Here is a 17294-nt window from a genome sequence, read left to right as displayed (position 1 = left end):
GCCCCGAGCCCTCAGCAAGCCTCGTGCCCCTGACCTCTTCCTCTGGGAGAGGGACGGGGTGAGGGTAGCCTCCGACAGAGGTATGTAACGCGTTACACAGGCATGACCCGCGAGGCCGTGTCAGCCGATGTGCAGCTCCTCGCGGATGTCGTGCTCGTGGATTTTGTTGAAGAGGGTCTTGTAGCTCACCCCGAGCAGCCGCGCGGCGGCGGTCTTCTGCCCCTTGGCGGCCTGGAGCGCGGCGATGACGGCGGCGCGCTCGGCCTGGGCCACGGCCGCGCGCAGCGTGAGGACGGGAGCGGAGCCCTCCTCGGGCGTGGGGGGCTCGGCGGCCTCGGCCGGAGCGGGGGGCGGGGGAGGGAAGGCCGCCCCCTTCGGGGTGGGTGGCAACCGGAGCGACTCGAAGTCGAAGCGGCCGAGCACCACGGAGCGCTCGACGAAGTTCTCCAGCTCGCGCACGTTGCCGGGCCAGGGCCAGGCCGAGGCGCGCCGCAGCGTCTCCGCGTCCGGGCGAGGGGCCGGGAGCTTCTGCTTCGCCGCGTGCTTGGCGAGGAAGTGCTCGATGAGGCCGGGGATGTCCTGGGCGCGCTCGCGCAGCGGGGGCAGGTGGATGGGAATCACCGCCAGCCGGTAGAGGAGGTCCGCGCGGAATTGCCCGCTGGCGGCCATGGCGTCCAGGTCCCGGTGGGTGGCGGCGATGACGCGCAGGTCCACCTTCACCGGCTCGCGCCCGCCAATGCGGGTGAGCTCCCGCTCCTGGAGCACCCGGAGGAGCCGCGACTGGGCCTCCAGCGACATGTCCCCAATCTCGTCGAGGAAGAGCGTCCCACCCTCGGCGGATTCAATGAGTCCCTTGTGCCGGGCATGCGCGCCGGTGAAGGCGCCGCGCTCGAAGCCGAAGAGCTCGGACTCCAGCAGGGTCGGGGGAAGGGCCGCGCAGTTGACGGAGACGAAGGGATGGTCGAGCCGCGGCGAAGCGGCATGGATGGCGCGGGCGACGAGCTCCTTGCCCGTGCCGGACTCGCCCCGCACGAGGACGGTGGCATCCGAGGCGGCCACCCGGGGCAGGAGCGCGACCACGTCCCGCAGTCCTCCCCCGGCGCCGACGAGCGCCCGGCTGGCCTCCGTGCCCGGGGCGAGCGTGGGGGCCGCCAGCTCCAGCTCCACCAGCCGGCGTCCCGCCTCCAACGCGGACGCCACCGAGGAGAGGAGCCGCTCGTTGGCGAAGGGCTTGACGAGGAAGTCGGCCGCGCCCGCTCGGAGGGCCTGGACGGCCCGCTCCACGGTGCCGAAGGCGGTCATCACGATGACGGGCGTGCGGAAGCCCCGCGCGCGCAGCCGGTCGAGCAGCGCCAGCCCGTCGCCATCTCGTAGCTTCACGTCCAGCAGCACGAGGTCCGGCGCGTGCCGGGCGAGGTACTCCTCCGCCGCCGCCACCGACTCGAGCGGGATGACGGTGAAGCCCTTCGCGCCCAGCACGTCCAGGTAGAGCTCGCGCACGTTGTGCTCGTCCTCGACGAGCGCCACCTCGGGCCTGTCCACCGCGCCGGCGTCCACCGTCATCGCCTGTCCTCCGGCCCGGGGCGGCCTTCTCCCGGCGCCCTGGGCAGCTCCACCCGGGCCACCGCGCCCGGTCCGTCCGGACGGGGCTGGAGGCTCAGCCTTCCGCCCGCCGCCTCGATGGTCGAGCGCGAGATGGCCAGCCCCAGCCCGGTGCCGTCCGCCTTCGTCGTGTAGAAGGGCTGGAAGAGCCGCCCCGCATCCGCCTCGCCGAGCCCCTGGCCCTCGTCCCGCACCTCGACGACCACGCGCTCCGCCTCGCCCCAGGCCCGCACCTCGATGCGCCCGCCTCGCCTCTCGCGCATCGCCTCGGCGGCGTTCTTCAGCAGGTTCAGCAGCACGCCGCGCAGCGCGTCCTCGTCTCCCACCACCCGAAGCGACGGGTCCAGGCGCGGCACGAGCGTGGGGAAGTCCGGCTCGCCCTCGGCCACCGCCACCGCCTCCAGCACCATGCGCGACATGTCGAGCGTGCTCCCGCCCTTGTCCCCGCGAGGCGCCCGCCCCAGGTTGAGCAGCTCGGCCACCCGCGCGTCGATGCGATCGCTCTCCTCTCTAATGATGCGGACGGCCTTCTCGAAGGGGGCCCGGTGCTCGGGGGTGACGTGCTCGGCCTGCCCGGCGAGCAGCTCGGCGTAGCCGCGCACGGCCACCAGGGGGTTCTTCACCTCGTGGGCGACGGCCGCGGCCAGCTCTCCGGCGATGGCGAGCCGCTCGGCCCGCTCCAACCGGCTGCGCAGGGTCGCCGTCTCGGCCCGCGAGGCCGACAACTGCTCGCCAAGCCGCGTCTGCTTGGGAAACAGAATCTGCTCGATGCCCCGGTCGAGCTGCTCGCCCAGGCCGATGAAGAGCAGGGAGGCCAGGAGCGCCACCGCCACCGACACCGAGACCTGGACGAGATCCACCGTGTAGCCCAGCGTCCGGAGGGTCGCCACGACCGCCAGGGCCGCGCCGATGGCGAGCACGGCATGGGTGAGGGCCCGCGACACGGGGAACTGGATGGAGACGCGCTCGTGGAGGGTGTAGCTGAGCGTCACCGTCTCGGCGACGAGGATGGCGCAGAGGAGCATCCCATTTCCGGCGGCCCCGCCCTGGACGAGCTCGAACACCGTGCGCAGGCCGCAGACGAGCAGCGCGAGGCCGATGAGCGCCACGATGTGCCGCGAGAGCCGCCGGATGGACGCGTTCTCATGGCGGCGGAGGACGAGCCGGACGCCGCCGAGCAGGCCCACGAGGGCGAGCGCCAGCACCTGTGGGAGCACGGCCAGGAGCGGCTGGGCGAGGGCCACCGCGCCCAGGGCCGTGAGCGCGACGAGGCCGAGCCCGAGGGGAAGCAGGGAGAGCAGGAGGCGCCGCCGTGCCCGGCCCGGCCCGAGGTCGACGAGGGCATCGGCGGTGAAGCCGGAGAGGGACAGCAGCGCGGAGAGCCCGACGGCCACGCGGACAGACTCCCGGGCCTGGGGCTCCAGGAGGACGACGAACCAGGCGGTGGCGAAGAGGGCCACGCCCGCGGGACCGCAGGCGAAGCGGAGCTTGCGCCCGTCACCTCGGGCGGAGGCGAGGGCGTAGCCGGCCAGCAGGCCATTGAAGAGCGCCACGATGAGCGCGACGACCGAGGAGGCGAAGAGATGCGCGGACATGGTGGCGGGGGCGAGCCGCACCGAGCGTAGCGCCTCCCCTGGCTCCAGCCCAGGGTATGATGTACGCGATGCGTGTCCTCGCCCTCCTCGTCGCCCTGGCGTCGTCCGTGGCCTTCGCCAGTGAACCGGACCTCGCCGCCTTCGCGAGCCTGCCGGCCGATCCGGTCCCTCCGGAGCTCGTGCGAGGCCTCCACTACTGGATCTCCAACGAGAACCACCTCGAGCTCTTCCACGACGCGGTGAAGGACAAGGGCGGCGTCTACGTGGGCGTGGGCTCGGACCAGAACTACCTGCTGGGTGCCTGGGCGCGTGCCGAGGTCCTCGTGCTGCTGGACTTCGACCAGTCCATCGTCGACCTGCACCGCGTCTACCGCGTCGTGTTCCGGGCGGCGGAGACGCCCGCGGACTTCCTGCGCCTGTGGACGTTGAAGAGCCGCCCCGAGGTGCGCCGCCTCATCCAGGAGGGCTACGCGGACCCCCGGGAGCGGGCCAGCGCGCTCCGGGCCCATGGGACGGCCCGCTGGGCGGTGGAGCGGCGCCTGAAGCGCGTGGTGGAGCAGATGACGAAGGTGTCGCTTCCGTGCTTCCTCGTGGATGAGGCCGACTACGCGCACCTGCGCCGCCTCTTCCTGGACGACAAGGTGTTCATGCTGCGGGGAGACCTCACCGCCCAGCGTGGCGTGAGCGCGGTGGGACGCGCGGTGGCGCGGGCGGGCATGAAGGTGGGGGTGCTCTACCTCTCGAACGCCGAGCAGTACTTCCCCTATGACCGGCGGTACCGGAGCAACATCCGCGAGCTGCCGATGGACGAGGGCAGCGTCGTGGTGCGCACGAGCGGCCAGCGGGGCGTCTCGCACGTGAAGGGCACCTACTACCACTACAACACGCAGTCGGGCGCGAGCTTCCGGGAGTGGTTGGCGGACGCGAAGACGCGCGACTCGCGCGCGATGCTCCGGTACGCGCCCCCCAGCGGCACGGTGTACGGGCTGTCACGGCTCGACATCGGCCCCGAGGAGGCGCGCGAGGCGATGAAGCAGCGGCTCCTGGCGAAGCGGCCGGTGAAGAAGGTGAAGAAGGCCCGGGGTCTCCCGTGAGCGTCGCGAGGGCGGCCGTGCTCGTGCTCCTGATCGTGCGGGGGGCGGGCGCGGACGATCCCTTCCCCGGAGCTCCCGAGCCGTTGCCGTGTCTGGAGGTGCCTCCGCCGGGCCTCGCCTGCATCCCCGGGGGTCCCTTCTCGCGCGGAGTGGATGGGGGGCGTCACGCGCCGGCCCGGCCCCAGGCGAAGGTCTGGGTCCAGACCTTCTACATGGACACCCACGAGGTGACCTACGGGGCCTACAAGGCGTGCGAGAAGGCGGGGCGGTGTCGGAAGGCAGGGCCCAACTACCGGGACTTCGACAACCCCCGGCAGCCCATCAACGGGGTGAGCTGGTACGACGCGAAGACGTACTGCGAGGCCCAGGGCAAGCACCTGCCGACGGAGGCGCAGTGGGAGAAGGCGGCGCGGGGCACGGACGGGCGGCTCTACCCGTGGGGTGACGTGCCGGCCACCTGTGAGCACGCGGTCATCATGGACGAGCGCGGGCGGAGCTGCGGCCGGAAGCAGCGCTCGAGGACGCACGCCGACGTGGGGCGCCCGGAGCCGGTGGGCTCGCGGCCTCCCAACCCATATGGGCTCCACGACATGTCCGGCAACGCCTGGGAGTGGGTGGCGGACTGGTTCACGCCGTCATGGAAGGACTGCGGCGAGGCGTGCCTCGGGGTGGAGCCGAAGGGCCCCTGCGACGGCCGGGAGCCCTGCCCGGGCCACACCGAGAAGGTGGTACGGGGCGGCTCGTGGTTCTGGCCGGCCTCGTACGCGACGGCGGTGTACCGGCGGCCCCACGTGCCGGCCAACCGGCCCCTCTTCCACCACTTCGGCTTCCGCTGTGCCGCGAGCGTCGAGGAGGCGCGGGCCCTGCTGGACTCCTAGTCGATGCGCGAGCGCAGCAGCCGGCTGAGGTTCACGTCGAGCTGGCTGGAAATGAGGCGCAGCACGCTGTCCAGCTGGGAGCCGGTGAGGCGCAGGCGCTCGGTGAGCAGGCGCCGCGTCTCCGCGAGGAGCGACTGCTGGGCGGCCACCACCCAGCGCGCGGCGGTGGCGCGGTGGATGCCGTAGAGGGCACCGAGCTGATCGATGCTCAGCCCGTCCAGGTACTTGAGGCGCAGCAGGTTGCGCTCGCGCGGGGCGAGCTGGGTGAGGGCCTGGGTGAAGGCGGCGTTGAACTCGGCGCGGTACGTCGCCTTGAGGTAGGCCAGCTCGGGGTCGTCGCTGGGGTCCACGAGGAGGGAGAGCTCGCTGTCCTCGCGCGGGGTTTCATGGCTGGCGCGCTGGCGCTGAAGGTCCAGGGCGAGCCACAGCGCGGCGGCGCGCACCCAGGAGGAGAGCGGGCCGGTACCGGGGTAGGCGGCGAGCTTGGGGGGCGTGTCCGGGCCGGCGACGAGCATCCGCTGGCGCACGAGCTGGCGCACCTCATCCAGGGAGGAGGGCGGCAGCTTCATGCGGGCCACGGCCAGGTCCACCTCGGGGAGGATGCGGGCCTCGAAGGCCGCGTGCGCGGTGGGCAGCCCGTCCGCGCAGGCACACGCCAGGTAGAGGTCTCCCAGGTGCAGCGTCTCCAGCGCCTCGGGCGAGGCCTCTGTGGGGAGGTGCCGGGCGAGGTGGGTGACGAAGCGCGTGCCGTCCAGGTCCACGCGGGGCCAGGCCGCGCGGGCGGTGTTCAGGGCCCGATCGAGTCGTTCCTCCCACATGGGCAGGGCCGCTCCCGGAGGCGTGCCCTCCCGGGCGGAGATGAAGGTGTGGGCGAGGCCCGAGGTCACGGCGTGATTCTCCTGAGAGGCCAGGGGTGGCCGGGAATGACGAACGGGCCCACATCATACTCCCCAAGGGAGACACCGCTCGGACGGCGAAATGTCGTCTTCAAGGAAGTCCCGCGATTCCCGCTTCGAAAGTGTGAGCGGTCGCACGCATGCGTGGTCATTTTGGGGGGGCTGACACCTAGGGAATTCTTCAATGTTTCGAGGTCGTACCAGGAGCTTCTCCCGAGACGTACTGGCCCCCGTCCTGCTGGTGGGGCTGTGCCTCCTGCCGGCGACGGCCTCGGCCACGGACGTGCAGGGGGTGCTGTCCGCCCGCACCGTGTGGACGAAGCGGGGCAGCCCCTACGTGCTCACGGGGGATGTGACGGTGGGCTGGGGCGTGGAGCTGGTCATCCAGCCCGGAGTGCGCGTCATCGCCGCCTCGGAGGACGCGCTGCGGTCCGGGGAGGACTCGCGGCGGGTGGAACTCATCGTGGATGGCACCCTGGTGGTGAAGGGCACCGAGGTGCGCCCGGTGGAACTCACCTCCCAGGGGGAGCGCGGCTCCTGGTACGGCATCCGGGTGCGTGGCGGCCGCGGCACGGTGATCGACGGAGCCGTCATCTCGCGGGCACTCCAGGGCCTGTCGCTGGGCGCGAGCGTGGAGGTGAGGAACACGTCGGTGAGCGACACCCTGCGAGACTGTGTGCGGGTGAGCTGGGGACGGGCGACGCTGGTGGGCAACCGGTTGAGCGGGTGTGGGAAGAACGGGCTGAGTGTGGAGGCGGGGGCGAGCGCGCGGATGGAGCGGACGGTGGTGACGGGCAGTGGGGCCCACGGCGTCGAGTTGCACGGCAGGGGTGAGCTGTTGCACGACACCCTCCATGACAACGCGGGCTCGGGGGTGATGCTGCTCGCCGAGACCGACGTCCCGGTGGTGAGGGACTGCCTCATCACGGCCAATGGCGCTCATGGCGTGTACAGGGCGGGCTCGGCCCGGGGCGAGCTGCTCTCCAACAACGTCTGGGGCAATGCATCCGGGGACTACGGGGGCCTGGCGCTCGAGGGGCCGGGCTCGCTCCGTGTCGACCCGCTCTATGCGTCCGCGACGGACCCACGGCCGGTCGCGGGGTCGCCCGTGCGGCGCAAGGCCAGTGATGGGGGCACCCTGGGCGCCCTCCAGGCCTCTGGCGATGTATCCGGTCCCGCCCGTGCCCCTGCTCGCGTCCTGATGGCCAAGGCCAACGTCCGTGGCAGGTCGCTCCTCGTCTCGCTTGGGCGTGCACCCCAGGGGGTCGTCATCGAGGAGCCGCCCATCGAGCGACGGCGGGCGGTGCGCGCCCCCGACATCATGTGGACCCGATTCTCGCGGTCAGGTCCGAAAACGGCCAGACAGGAACCCGCATCCAGGCTACGACAGCCGCATGATGCAGACGCTGGAAGCCGAGAGCTGCTACCGGGCGCTGTCCGCGCGAGACCGGCGCTTCGATGGGCTCTTCTTCGTCGGCGTGTCGACGACGGGTATCTACTGCCGCCCGGTGTGTACGGCGAGGACGCCTCGCCAGGAGCGGTGCGCGTTCTATCGCACGGCCGCCGAGGCCGAGCGGGAGGGCTTCCGGGCCTGCCTGGTGTGCCGTCCCGAGCTGGCTCCGGGCAGCGCACCGGTGGACTCGGTGCCTCGGCTCGTCGCGACGGCGGTCTCTCGCATCGAAGGCGGGTTTCTCAACGAGTCCTCCATCGAGGGCCTCGCCGAGGCGCTGGGCGTCACCAGTCGGCACCTGCGCCGGGCGATGGAGGCCGAGCTCGGCGTCTCCCCGGTGGAGCTGGCCCAATCGCGGCGGCTCGCGCTGGCCAGGCAGCTCCTCCAGGACACCGTGCTCCCGCTGGCCGAGGTCGCCTTCGCCAGTGGTTTCCAAAGCGTGCGGCGCTTCAACGCGCTCTTCCAGGCACGCTTCGGCAGAGCGCCTTCCTCGCTCCGGCGCGAGAGGGGGAAGGCGGAGGCCGCGCGCTCGCTCGTGCTCCGGCTGGACTACCGCCCACCCCTGGCCTGGGAGCAGCTCCTGGGCTTCCTGCGCGGACGCGCCATCCCTGGCGTCGAGGTCGTGAGCGAAACGGAATACCGGCGCGTGGTGCGCCTGGGCGGTAGGACGGGTTGGCTGGGCGTGAGGCGGGATGCGAAGCGGCACGCGCTCCTGGCCGAGGTCTCGCTCTCGCTGGCGGGCGTGCTGATGCCGGTGGTCGCCCGGCTGCGCGCGCTCTTCGACCTGGACGCGCGGCCCGAGCTCATCGCGGAGTGCCTCGGGCGTGATGCCCTGTTGGCGGAGCGGCTCCAAGTGCATCCGGGGCTGCGCGTGCTGGGGGCCTTCGACTCCTTCGAGATGACGGTGCGAGCCATCCTCGGGCAGCAGGTCTCCGTGCGCGCGGCGACCACGCTGGCGGGGCGGCTCGTCGCGCGCTTTGGCGAGCCCCTCGACACACCCCATGCGGACCTCTCCCGGCTCTTCCCCACGCCGGAGACGCTGGCGGCGGCATCGGAGGACGATGTGGCCTCGGTGGGGCTTCCCGGAGCCCGGGCGAGGAGCCTGCTGGCCGTGGCCCGGGCCATCGCCGAGGGCTCCGTGCGGCTGGAGTCGCATGTGGACGTCGACGCGACGATGGCGGCGCTCGAGGAGCTGCCGGGCATCGGTCCCTGGACCGCGCACTACATCGCCATGCGGGCCCTGCGTTGGCCCGACGCCTTCCCCGCGAGCGACCTCGGAATCCGCAAGGCCCTCGGAGGCGTGACGGCGAAGGAGGCCCTCGCGCGGGCCGAGTCCTGGCGTCCCTGGCGCTCGTACGCGGTCCTCCACCTCTGGACCTCTCTCTCCGAAGGAGCAGGCGGATGATGCTGTACACCACGACCCTGAAGAGCCCCGTGGGGCCGCTTCGTCTCTTCGCGACGGAAGGCGCGCTCACGGCCATCTACCTGGAGAACCACAAGGGGGCGCCCGTGCTCACCGCGCACGAGCGGGACGACCTCCCCGTGCTGCTCGCCGGGCGGCGCCAGTTGGAGGAGTACTTCGCCGGGGAGCGGGTGTCCTTCGAGCTTCCGTTGGAGCCGGTGGGGACGCCCTTCCAACAGGCGGTGTGGAAGGCGCTCCGGGAGATTCCGCTGGGAGCCACCTGGTCCTATGCCCAGCTCGCGCGCCACCTCGGCCGGGCGGGGGCGGCGCGTGCCGTCGGGGCGGCGAACGGGAGGAATCCCCTTTCCATCGTCGTCCCGTGCCACCGGGTGGTGGGCACCGACGGGACGCTCACCGGCTACGCGGGCGGTGTGCCCGCCAAGCGCTGGCTGCTGGAGCACGAGCAGCGGATTCGCACCCCGGGCGCGGCGGGAACCCTCGTGCTTCAGGCTTCCGCTCCGCTTCAGATGTTCCAGCGGATCATTCCCTGACCCACGTTCTCGATCTTCCCAGGGATGAGGTAGCGGTTGTAGGCGAACTGGTACTCGACGCCCAGGTAGAGCTTGGCCGGGGTGAACTGGATGAGCTTGCCGAAGTCCCACAGGAGCTGGGGCTGGGCGAGGAAGAAGGGGTGCCCCTCGGTGAGATCGAAGGGACCGGGGTTGCGGTGCGCGCCCTCACCGAAGAGCCCCATCTGGAAGAAGCCGCCGAAGAGGAAGCCCTGGGAGCCCAGCGCGAAGGACTTCTGCCACGCCGCGCCCACCTGGAAGTCCACGCCGCGGAACACGTAGTCGTCGCGGATGACGGTGGTGGCCGACATGAAGTCCATGAACGGCACCGCCAGGTCCCACTGAAGGCCGTAGTAGTGCAGCATGCCGAACTTGGCGACGTGCTCCGCCTCGTACTTGAGCGAGACGTTGGAGAGCGGGCCCCAGTTGAGCTCCCGACCCATCACCTTCTGGGCGATCGCCTTGCCCGATAGCGTCAGCGTGATGCCCCCGAAGAACCCACCCTTCTCGTTGGCGCTGACGGTATCGGCGATGGCGCTGTTGAAGGGGCCGGTGATGTCGTAATACAGGAACATCGTTCCGTACTCCCACGGCTGGAACGCCTTGATGCTCAGCGTGGTGCGCGCGCCACCGCCGTTGAAGTCCTCGTTGAAGCAGTCGACGGCACCGCGATAGCGACCGCTGGCGGTGAGGTTCGCCTCCTTGCCGGTGAGGCAGGGCGCATGAAGCAGCTCGAACCACACGCCGGCGGAGGCATTGGTCGAGGACAGCAGAAGGGCGAGAAGGGCGAACAGGTAGAGGGGCTGGCGGGTCATGGAGGCTCCCTGGAGTGCGCGCGGGTTGTGGATTGGCGGGGAGCACTCGTCAAGTTCTCCATGACGTGGCTCCCGCCCGAATGATTGAGGTGCCATCCCCCGCCTGTTAGCTTCGGCTCCTCGATGATGCATTCGTTGCGAACCGCCACCCGGGCGGCTTGGGTCCTGGCCCTGCTGCTCCTCGCGGGAGGCCTCGGTTGGTGGCTGCTCCACAACCCCCTCCAAGACATGGAGACCCTGCGACGCCTGGGGGGTCGCCTGCTCGGGATCGTCCGCTCTCCGGCCTTCCTGGGGTGTGCGGGGCTGTCCCTCGCGCTGGGCGTGGGGGGCGCGCTGCTGCAGGTCATGACCCACCGCTCCCTCGGTTCCAACTCCGAGCGTCCGTCCCTGTCGCCGCTGGCGGTGGTGGATGCGGACGTGGCGCTCGCCGTGCGCGAGATGCTCGTCGAGCTGCAACAGTCCCTGCGCAGATACGTCCTGCGCGCCGAGCCGGACATGATCGCCTTCGTGGACGTGCTGCTCGATGGGGCCATCCGCGTCGGTGCGAGCGATGTGCACATCCATCCGCTGGAGACGGGCACGCGCATCGCCTTCCGCGTCCACGGCGTGCTCGAGGAGGTGATGATGTTGTCGCGGGAGCACCACCCGCGCCTCATCAACCGGCTCAAGGTGCTGTCCAAGGTGGTGCTCTTCCGCACCGATCGGCCCCAGGACGGGCCACTTCGCCTTCAGCACCTCGGAGGGGCCCGCGGACATCCGCGTGTCGCTGCTGCCCACCAACCACGGCGAGTCCGTGGCCCTGCGCATCGCGCGCAGCAGCGTGCGGCTCCCGCAGCTCTCCTCGCTGGGCTTCCCGAAGGAGCTCGTCACGCCCTACCAGAAGGTGCTCGACCTGCCCCAGGGCGTCATCTTCGTGGCGGGCGCCACCGGCAGTGGCAAGACGACGACGCTGTACGCCTCTCTGGGCTACATCAAGCAGACGCGCGGCGACATGACCCGCATCGCCACCATCGAGGACCCCGTCGAGTTCGACGTCCCGCTGTTCTCCCAGACGCAGGTGAACACCGAGCAGGGCTTCACCTTCGCCCAGGGGCTGCGCTCGGTGCTGCGCCAGGATCCCAACGTCATCATGGTGGGAGAGATCCGGGACGCGGAGACGGCGCGCACCGCCATCCAGGCCGGCCTCAGCGGACACCTGCTGATGACGACCGTGCATGCGAACTCGGCGGCGGGCGTCTTCAACCGACTCATCGAGATGGGCGTGGAGCCCTTCCTGCTCGCCTCGGCGTCGGTGGCCAGCATCTCGCAGCGGCTCGTGCGCGCGCTGTGCCCGCATTGCCGCACCCCCGTACAGCCCGAGCGGGAGGAGCTGGCCCGGCTGGAGGCGGCGGGTCTGCCCACCGCGGGGCCCTTCTACGGGGCCGCGGGTTGTCAGCGGTGTGGCGGCTCCGGCTACCTGGGGCGTACCGCCCTCTACGAGGTGCTGACCGTCAGTCCGGCCATCCGGGAGTGCATCAATACCAAGGTGCCCACGTCGCAGACGCACGAGCTCGCGGTACGGGAGGGCATGGTGTCGCTGCTCGCGGCGGGTCTGGCGCGCGCGCAGGCCGGGATGACGACGTTGCGAGAAGTCTTCCGAGTGGTCGGTTGAGCCCCGGGGCGTCGGAGGTGGATACGTGAGCTCGACAAAGCGACCGGCGGTGGGCCCGAGGGGAGAGTGGGGGGCCGAGGTCTTGAAGCTGTCCTCCGCCCTCTTCGGGCTGGCGGCGGCGGGGGTGTTGGTTCTCCCCTTGGTGCGGGGTGAGGCGGAGGCGCCCTCCGGGCCTCGCTACATCACCCTACAACCCACCTTCTCGGACACGGACTCGGAGTCCGAGTCGGCGGAGACCGGGGGTGCCAGCCCCGAGGCGCCCTCTGCTCCGGAGCAGGCGATCCAGGAGGAGCGCTCCAGCTTCAAGGGCGCCATCCTGATGGTCGAGTCGCAGCCGCCCGGAGCCACCATCCGGGTGAACGGCATCGACCAGGGGGAAACGCCGGTCTCGGTCGGGCTCGACTGCCTCCCGGGCAGTACGCTCAAGGTGGACTTCGCCCTACGTGGCTTCGAGAAGTCGACGCACCGCACCGTCTGCCCCAGGGACGCGCTGGTCAAGGTGACGGCGCGGCTGCGCAAGGGCTCCGGCAAGAAATGAGGAGATAGTCGGTGACGTGGTGCCCACGTCACCAGGTGGCTTACACTGGTCATGGAAACTTCCATGCCCGATCTTCTGTGCCACGCCCATGCCGCCCTCTTCGAGCACACGCCGGATGGCGTGCTGGTGCTCGATTCCCAGAATCGGCTCATGGAGGCCAACAGCCCCGCGCAGCGGCTCTTCGGCCAGCGGAGCGAGGCGCTCCGGGGCAGGCCCATCACGGAGCTGCTGCCGGAGTGGACTCCTCCCGAGTCGCTGTCCCCGGAGGAACCGTCTCGGGACGGGGACCTCGTGTGGCACGGGGCCGTGGGCTCCCCGTGCCAGGCACACGTGCTGCGCGTGCGGTGCGTGCCCCTGCCGCAAGGGCGGTTGCTGCTGCTGCGCGACCTGACGGCGCACGCGGAGGTCGAGGCCTCGCTGCGCCGGCAGAAGGAGTATTACGAGTCGGTGGTCCGCAACAGCCCGGTGGCCATCATCACCATCAACCTCAAGTTCAACGTGGTGTCCTGGAACCCGGAGGCGGAGCGGCTGTTCGGCTACACGGCCCGGGAGGCCATGGGTCGCAATCTCCTGCGGCTGGTGGCGGGGGAGGGGATGCTCCGGGAGGAGGCCGAGCGCACCGCGCAGGAAGCGCTCCAGCGGGGTCGGGTCCACTCCGTCACCCGGCGCCTGCGCAAGGATGGGACGCCGCTCGATGTCGAGCTCCTGGCCCTGCCGGTGACGTTGGAAGGGGAGCAGGTGGGCTTCATCGCCATCTACCACGACATCACCGAGCTGCAGCGGCTGCACGAGCAGGAGCTGTCCCACCTGCACACCATCCAGCGCGAGCGGGAGCGGGCGGATCAGCTCCTGCTCAACATCCTGCCGAGACCCGTGGCCGAGCGGCTCAAGCAGGGCCAGCGGATCATCGTGGAGAACTTCCCGGACGTCACCGTGCTGTTCGCCGACCTGGTGGACTTCACCCGCTTCGCCGCGCAGCACACGCCGCCGGACGTGCTTCAGGTGCTGAACATGGTGTTCTCCATGTTCGACCAGCTCGCGGACGAGTTCGGCGTGGAGAAGGTGAAGACGATTGGCGACGCGTACATGGCGGTGGGCGGGCTGTCCCTGCCCCGGAGCGACCATTCCGAGGCGGTGGCGAACCTGGCGCTGGCCATGCGCACCGAGATCCTGAAGCTGGGCGAGCAGTTGCAGATTCCCCTCCACCTGCGCATCGGCATCCACGCGGGTCCGGTGATCGCTGGAGTCATCGGCGACAAGAAGTTCGCCTATGACCTGTGGGGAGACACGGTGAACACCGCGAGCCGGATGGAGTCCCACGGCGTGGTGGATGGCATCCACCTGTCCGAGACGGTCTACAGGCGGCTCGGAGGCCAGTACCGCTTCCAGGACCAGGGGGTGACGCACGTGAAGGGCAAGGGCCCCATGCGGACCTACCTGCTGCTCGGCGCGGGGGAGGGAGACTCCCGGGCCGCGGGGGACGTGCTGGCCTTCCCCGCGATGCGCTCCACCTCGTGAGCCTTCCGGTGTCGCCGCGGCCCCCGTCCACTCCCCGAGCCCCCCTGGCCCGAGCGACGCTCGTCCAGATGGGCGTGCGCATCGCGGTGGTCATCGCGCTGACCACGCTCTTCAGCTACCTGCACATCTTCCACACCCTGCGCACCCAGGCACTCGCGCAGTTGGAGCAGCATGTCTCGGGGCGGGCCGAGCGCGAGGAGGCCATCTTCGTGCTGGCGGAGGACAACCACGCCCTCCTCGTGAAGGCCCTCCAGGAGAAGCTCCGCGTGCTCCCGCCGGAGGAGGTGGAGGCCCGCTTCGACCGCCTGTTCGAGCGGATGCCCGATGGCTCGGTCCGCTCCCGTCTCGAGGGCTTCGACGGCACGAGGATGGCGGGGGTCTATGTCCCCCGGAGCGTGAGCCTCGACCTGGACTTGCGTCGGCGCATCCTCGCCGCCCACGACGTGCTCTCGCAGTACGGGCCCTCCTTCCTCACGCGCTTCACGGACACCTTCATCACGCTGCCCGAAGGGCCGAACATCATCTACTGGCCCACGAGCCCCACCTACTCCCACGCCGCCGGGCCCGACGAGGTGTTCACCACGCTGGAGTACGTTGTCTCGAGCCTGCCGGAGAACAACCCGCGCAGACTCACGCGCTGGACCGCCACCTACGTGGAGCCAGTCAGCCAGGACAGGCTGGTCACGGTGTCCACGCCGGTGGATCTGGAGGGCCGCCATGTCATGACGGTCGGCCACGACGTGCTCCTCGATGAATTGATGAGGCGCACCGTCAGCGAGCATCTTCCTGGCGCGTACAACGTCCTCCTTCGCGACGACGGTCAGCTCATCGCCGCGTCCAATGCCACGGAGTTCGAGGACCCGGAGGGGATGGCCCATCTCCAGAGCCTCTTCGAGCGGGTGAAGAACCGCGCGCCCGGAGAGACCGTGCTGGAACTCCCGGAGCGCCACGAGTACTTCGCGGTGGCGCGGCTGAAGGGCCCGGGCTGGAACTTCGTCACGGTGCTCCCCGAGAGCGAGGTGTCCCGCCCCGCATTCCTCGCCGCGCGCGTCGTGCTGCTGCTCGGCGTGGTGTCGCTGGTGTTGGAGCTGGCCATCATGTCCTGGGTGCTGCGCCGACAGGTCACCCGCCCGTTGCTGGCCTTCAGCCAGGCCACCGACCGGGTGGCCTCCGGGGACTTCCAGGTTGAATTGGACACCTCGCGAGAGGATGAGCTGGGACAGTTGGCTCGCGCCTTCCGGTTCATGGCGGACGAGGTGCAGCGACGCGAGGAGTCCCTGCGTCAGGCCAACGAGCACCTGGAGCAGCGCGTGGAGGAGCGGACGCGCGAGCTGATGGACATCCAGCAGCGGCTCATCCAGACGGCCCGCCAGGCCGGCATGGCGGAGATCGCCACCAACGTGCTGCACAACGTGGGCAACGTGCTGACCAGCGTCTACACCTCGGCCCAGGTCGCCAAGGAGCGGGTGGCCAAGATGAGGGTGGAGCACGTGCGGCGGGTGGCGGACCTGCTCGAGGAGCACCAGTCCGACCTTGGCACCTTCCTCACCCAGGACGAACGCGGCCAGAACGTAAGGCCCTACCTGAACAAGCTGGGGCAGAACCTGATCTCCGAGCGCGAGGCGCTCCTCTCGCTGCTCGACGACGTGGGCCGCTACACCGAGCACATCGGCGACATCGTCTCGATGCAGCAGAGCTATGCGAAGGTCCCCCGGGTGCACGAGCCCGTCTCCCTGGTGGAGGTGGTGGAGGACGCGCTGGGCATCAACGCGGTCGGGCTCAGCCGCCATCAGGTGAAGGTGGAGCGGCACCTGGAGTCCCTGCCGCCGGTGCTGACGGACAAGCACAAGCTGCTGATGATCCTGGTCAACCTGATCAGCAACGCCCAGAACGCCTTGTACGAAGTGCCCGTGGACGAGCGGCGCTTGAGCGTGAAGCTGGAGCGCGCCCCCGGGGACCGCGTCCGCATCGTCGTCCAGGACAACGGGGTGGGCATCGCGCCGGAGCTGCTCACGCGCATCTTCCAGTACGGCTTCTCCACCCGCCAGGAGGGGCACGGCTTCGGCCTGCACTCCAGTGCCATCGCGGCCCAGGAGGTGGAGGGCTCGTTGCGCGCTCACAGCGAGGGGCCGGGGCACGGTGCCACCTTCACGCTGGAGCTGCCCTACCGCCCCGCGTGACCCAAAAGGCGAAGGGCCCGGAAAATGGGGACCTTCGGGTGCTTGCTCGGCAGCTCGCCCCCACTTCGGCGGTCACCTCCGCGCCGTCGCCATGCGGGGCTCGTGAGCCTCCACGGCCGTGGCCGACCAGCCGCTTCATTACCGTTATACTCGCGGACCTGAAGGGGTGTTCATGAAGCGCGCGGTCCATATGGGAGTGGTCCTCTGGCTGTTGGTGGCTGTTGGCGCCTTTGCGCAAGAGGGAGGAACGATTCGGGGCACGCTGTACGTCGCCGGGAACGAGCCGCTGCCGGAGGCCCAGGTGGTGGTGGGGGGGACGGACCTGGTGGCCACCACCAATGTGGAGGGGCTGTTCGAGCTGCGCAACGTCCCCCCCGGCAGGCAGGAGCTGACGTTTTCCTTCCCAGGCTACCGGAACACCACCCGCTCGGTGACGGTGGTGGCGGGTCAGGTGGTTTCGCTCGAGGCGGACCTGGAGCTCGATGAGCGCTTCGGCGAGGAAATCGTCGTGACCGGCTCGAAGTTCGGGGAGAAGCGGCTCGAGTCCCCGGTCACCGTGGAGTCGGTGGGGGCCAAGACGATCCAACAGGTTGGAGGGGTCTCGTACCTGACGGCGCTGGCGGTGATGAAGGGCGTCGACTACGTGGACAACGGCCTCAACGAGAAGCGCATCTCCACGCGCGGCTTCAACACCCAGTTCAACTCGCGCATGCTCTCCCTGGTGGATGGACGGCTGGCGCAGATGCCCCTCAACGGCCTGCCGCTGGGCGGCCAGCACCCCACGACCAGCCTCGACGTCAAGTCAGTGGAGGTGGTGGTGGGGCCCGCGTCCGCGCTCTATGGGGCCAATGCCCACACCGGCGTCATCAATGTCCTCACCAAGTCCCCCTGGGACGAGTCGGGCGTTTCGGCGGTGCTGCGCGGCGGCAGCCAGGAGCTGCTGGACGGAGCCGTGCGCGTGGCGGGCACCGTCAACAAGGACTTCGGCTACAAACTCAACGCCCAGCTCTTTCGCGGCGTGGACTTCGCGCCCTCCCGGGACCAGCCCTCCCACCACTATGGCAGCCCCCGGTTTCCGCTCGTCTTCGAAGGCGACATGATGGAGG

The 17294-nt window shown here is 70.3% G+C and carries 12 protein-coding genes and 2 pseudogenes; 10 read left to right on the top strand and 4 right to left on the bottom strand.

Translation table 11 applies throughout. The features are described 5' to 3' along the window. Positions 1 to 120: 120 nt before the first annotated feature. Together VF794_RS25990 and VF794_RS25985 are read right to left on the bottom strand one after the other, a co-directional pair. The gene (locus tag VF794_RS25990) at positions 121 to 1563 is read right to left on the bottom strand and encodes a sigma-54 dependent transcriptional regulator (RefSeq protein WP_331114929.1); all 1443 of its coding nucleotides are present in this window, start codon (positions 1561 to 1563) and stop codon (positions 121 to 123) included. Then, positions 1560 to 3218 (bottom strand): sensor histidine kinase, encoded by a 1659-nt coding sequence (locus tag VF794_RS25985; protein ID WP_331114927.1) that lies wholly within the window; start codon positions 3216 to 3218, stop codon positions 1560 to 1562. The genes VF794_RS25990 and VF794_RS25985 overlap by 4 nt, the downstream gene beginning before the upstream one ends. A gap of 47 nt (positions 3219 to 3265) precedes the next feature. Between VF794_RS25985 and VF794_RS25980 the strand changes: the two genes are divergently transcribed. Both VF794_RS25980 and VF794_RS25975 read left to right on the top strand, forming a co-directional pair. Further along, entirely contained in the window at positions 3266 to 4291 is a 1026-nt protein-coding gene (locus VF794_RS25980) for a hypothetical protein (protein ID WP_331114926.1), read from the top strand. Continuing rightward, positions 4288 to 5169 (top strand): formylglycine-generating enzyme family protein, encoded by an 882-nt coding sequence (locus VF794_RS25975; protein WP_331114924.1) that lies wholly within the window; start codon positions 4288 to 4290, stop codon positions 5167 to 5169. The genes VF794_RS25980 and VF794_RS25975 overlap by 4 nt, the downstream gene beginning before the upstream one ends. Here the strand turns inward: VF794_RS25975 and VF794_RS25970 are convergent. After that, entirely contained in the window at positions 5166 to 6056 is an 891-nt protein-coding gene (locus VF794_RS25970; protein WP_331114923.1) for a sigma-70 family RNA polymerase sigma factor, read from the bottom strand. The genes VF794_RS25975 and VF794_RS25970 overlap by 4 nt on opposite strands. Positions 6057 to 6249: 193 nt before the next feature. Here VF794_RS25970 and VF794_RS41775 point away from each other — a divergent pair. The 3 genes and pseudogenes from VF794_RS41775 to VF794_RS25955 form a co-directional block, all read left to right on the top strand. Next, a pseudogene (locus VF794_RS41775) lies at positions 6250 to 7011 on the top strand (right-handed parallel beta-helix repeat-containing protein); the annotation flags it as partial. A gap of 448 nt (positions 7012 to 7459) precedes the next feature. Beyond that, the gene (locus VF794_RS25960) at positions 7460 to 8920 is read left to right on the top strand and encodes an AlkA N-terminal domain-containing protein (protein ID WP_331114919.1); all 1461 of its coding nucleotides are present in this window, start codon (positions 7460 to 7462) and stop codon (positions 8918 to 8920) included. After that, positions 8917 to 9468, top strand: a complete 552-nt coding sequence (locus VF794_RS25955) for a methylated-DNA--[protein]-cysteine S-methyltransferase (protein ID WP_331114917.1) — start codon at positions 8917 to 8919, stop codon at positions 9466 to 9468. The genes VF794_RS25960 and VF794_RS25955 overlap by 4 nt, the downstream gene beginning before the upstream one ends. Here VF794_RS25955 and VF794_RS25950 read toward each other — a convergent pair. Continuing rightward, the gene (locus tag VF794_RS25950; protein WP_331114915.1) at positions 9441 to 10301 is read right to left on the bottom strand and encodes a hypothetical protein; all 861 of its coding nucleotides are present in this window, start codon (positions 10299 to 10301) and stop codon (positions 9441 to 9443) included. The two genes, VF794_RS25955 and VF794_RS25950, sit on opposite strands and share 28 nt — an antisense overlap. Before the next feature lie 123 nt (positions 10302 to 10424). Between VF794_RS25950 and VF794_RS41770 the strand changes: the two are divergent. The 5 genes and pseudogenes from VF794_RS41770 to VF794_RS25920 form a co-directional block, all read left to right on the top strand. Next, a pseudogene (locus VF794_RS41770) lies at positions 10425 to 11952 on the top strand (GspE/PulE family protein). A 25-nt stretch (positions 11953 to 11977) separates the two neighbouring features. After that, positions 11978 to 12490, top strand: a complete 513-nt coding sequence (locus tag VF794_RS25935; RefSeq protein ID WP_331114911.1) for a PEGA domain-containing protein — start codon at positions 11978 to 11980, stop codon at positions 12488 to 12490. A 63-nt stretch (positions 12491 to 12553) separates the two neighbouring features. After that, entirely contained in the window at positions 12554 to 14008 is a 1455-nt protein-coding gene (locus tag VF794_RS25930) for an adenylate/guanylate cyclase domain-containing protein (protein ID WP_331114909.1), read from the top strand. A gap of 68 nt (positions 14009 to 14076) precedes the next feature. Then, entirely contained in the window at positions 14077 to 16188 is a 2112-nt protein-coding gene (locus VF794_RS25925; RefSeq protein WP_331114931.1) for an ATP-binding protein, read from the top strand. 172 nt (positions 16189 to 16360) lie between these two features. After that, a partial coding sequence (locus VF794_RS25920; protein WP_331114907.1) for a TonB-dependent receptor occupies positions 16361 to 17294 on the top strand: 934 nt, incomplete at its 3' end.

Source organism: Archangium sp. (assembly GCF_036389735.1).
Taxonomy (GTDB): domain Bacteria; phylum Myxococcota; class Myxococcia; order Myxococcales; family Myxococcaceae; genus Archangium.
This window is presented reverse-complemented; position numbering and strand designations above follow the sequence as displayed.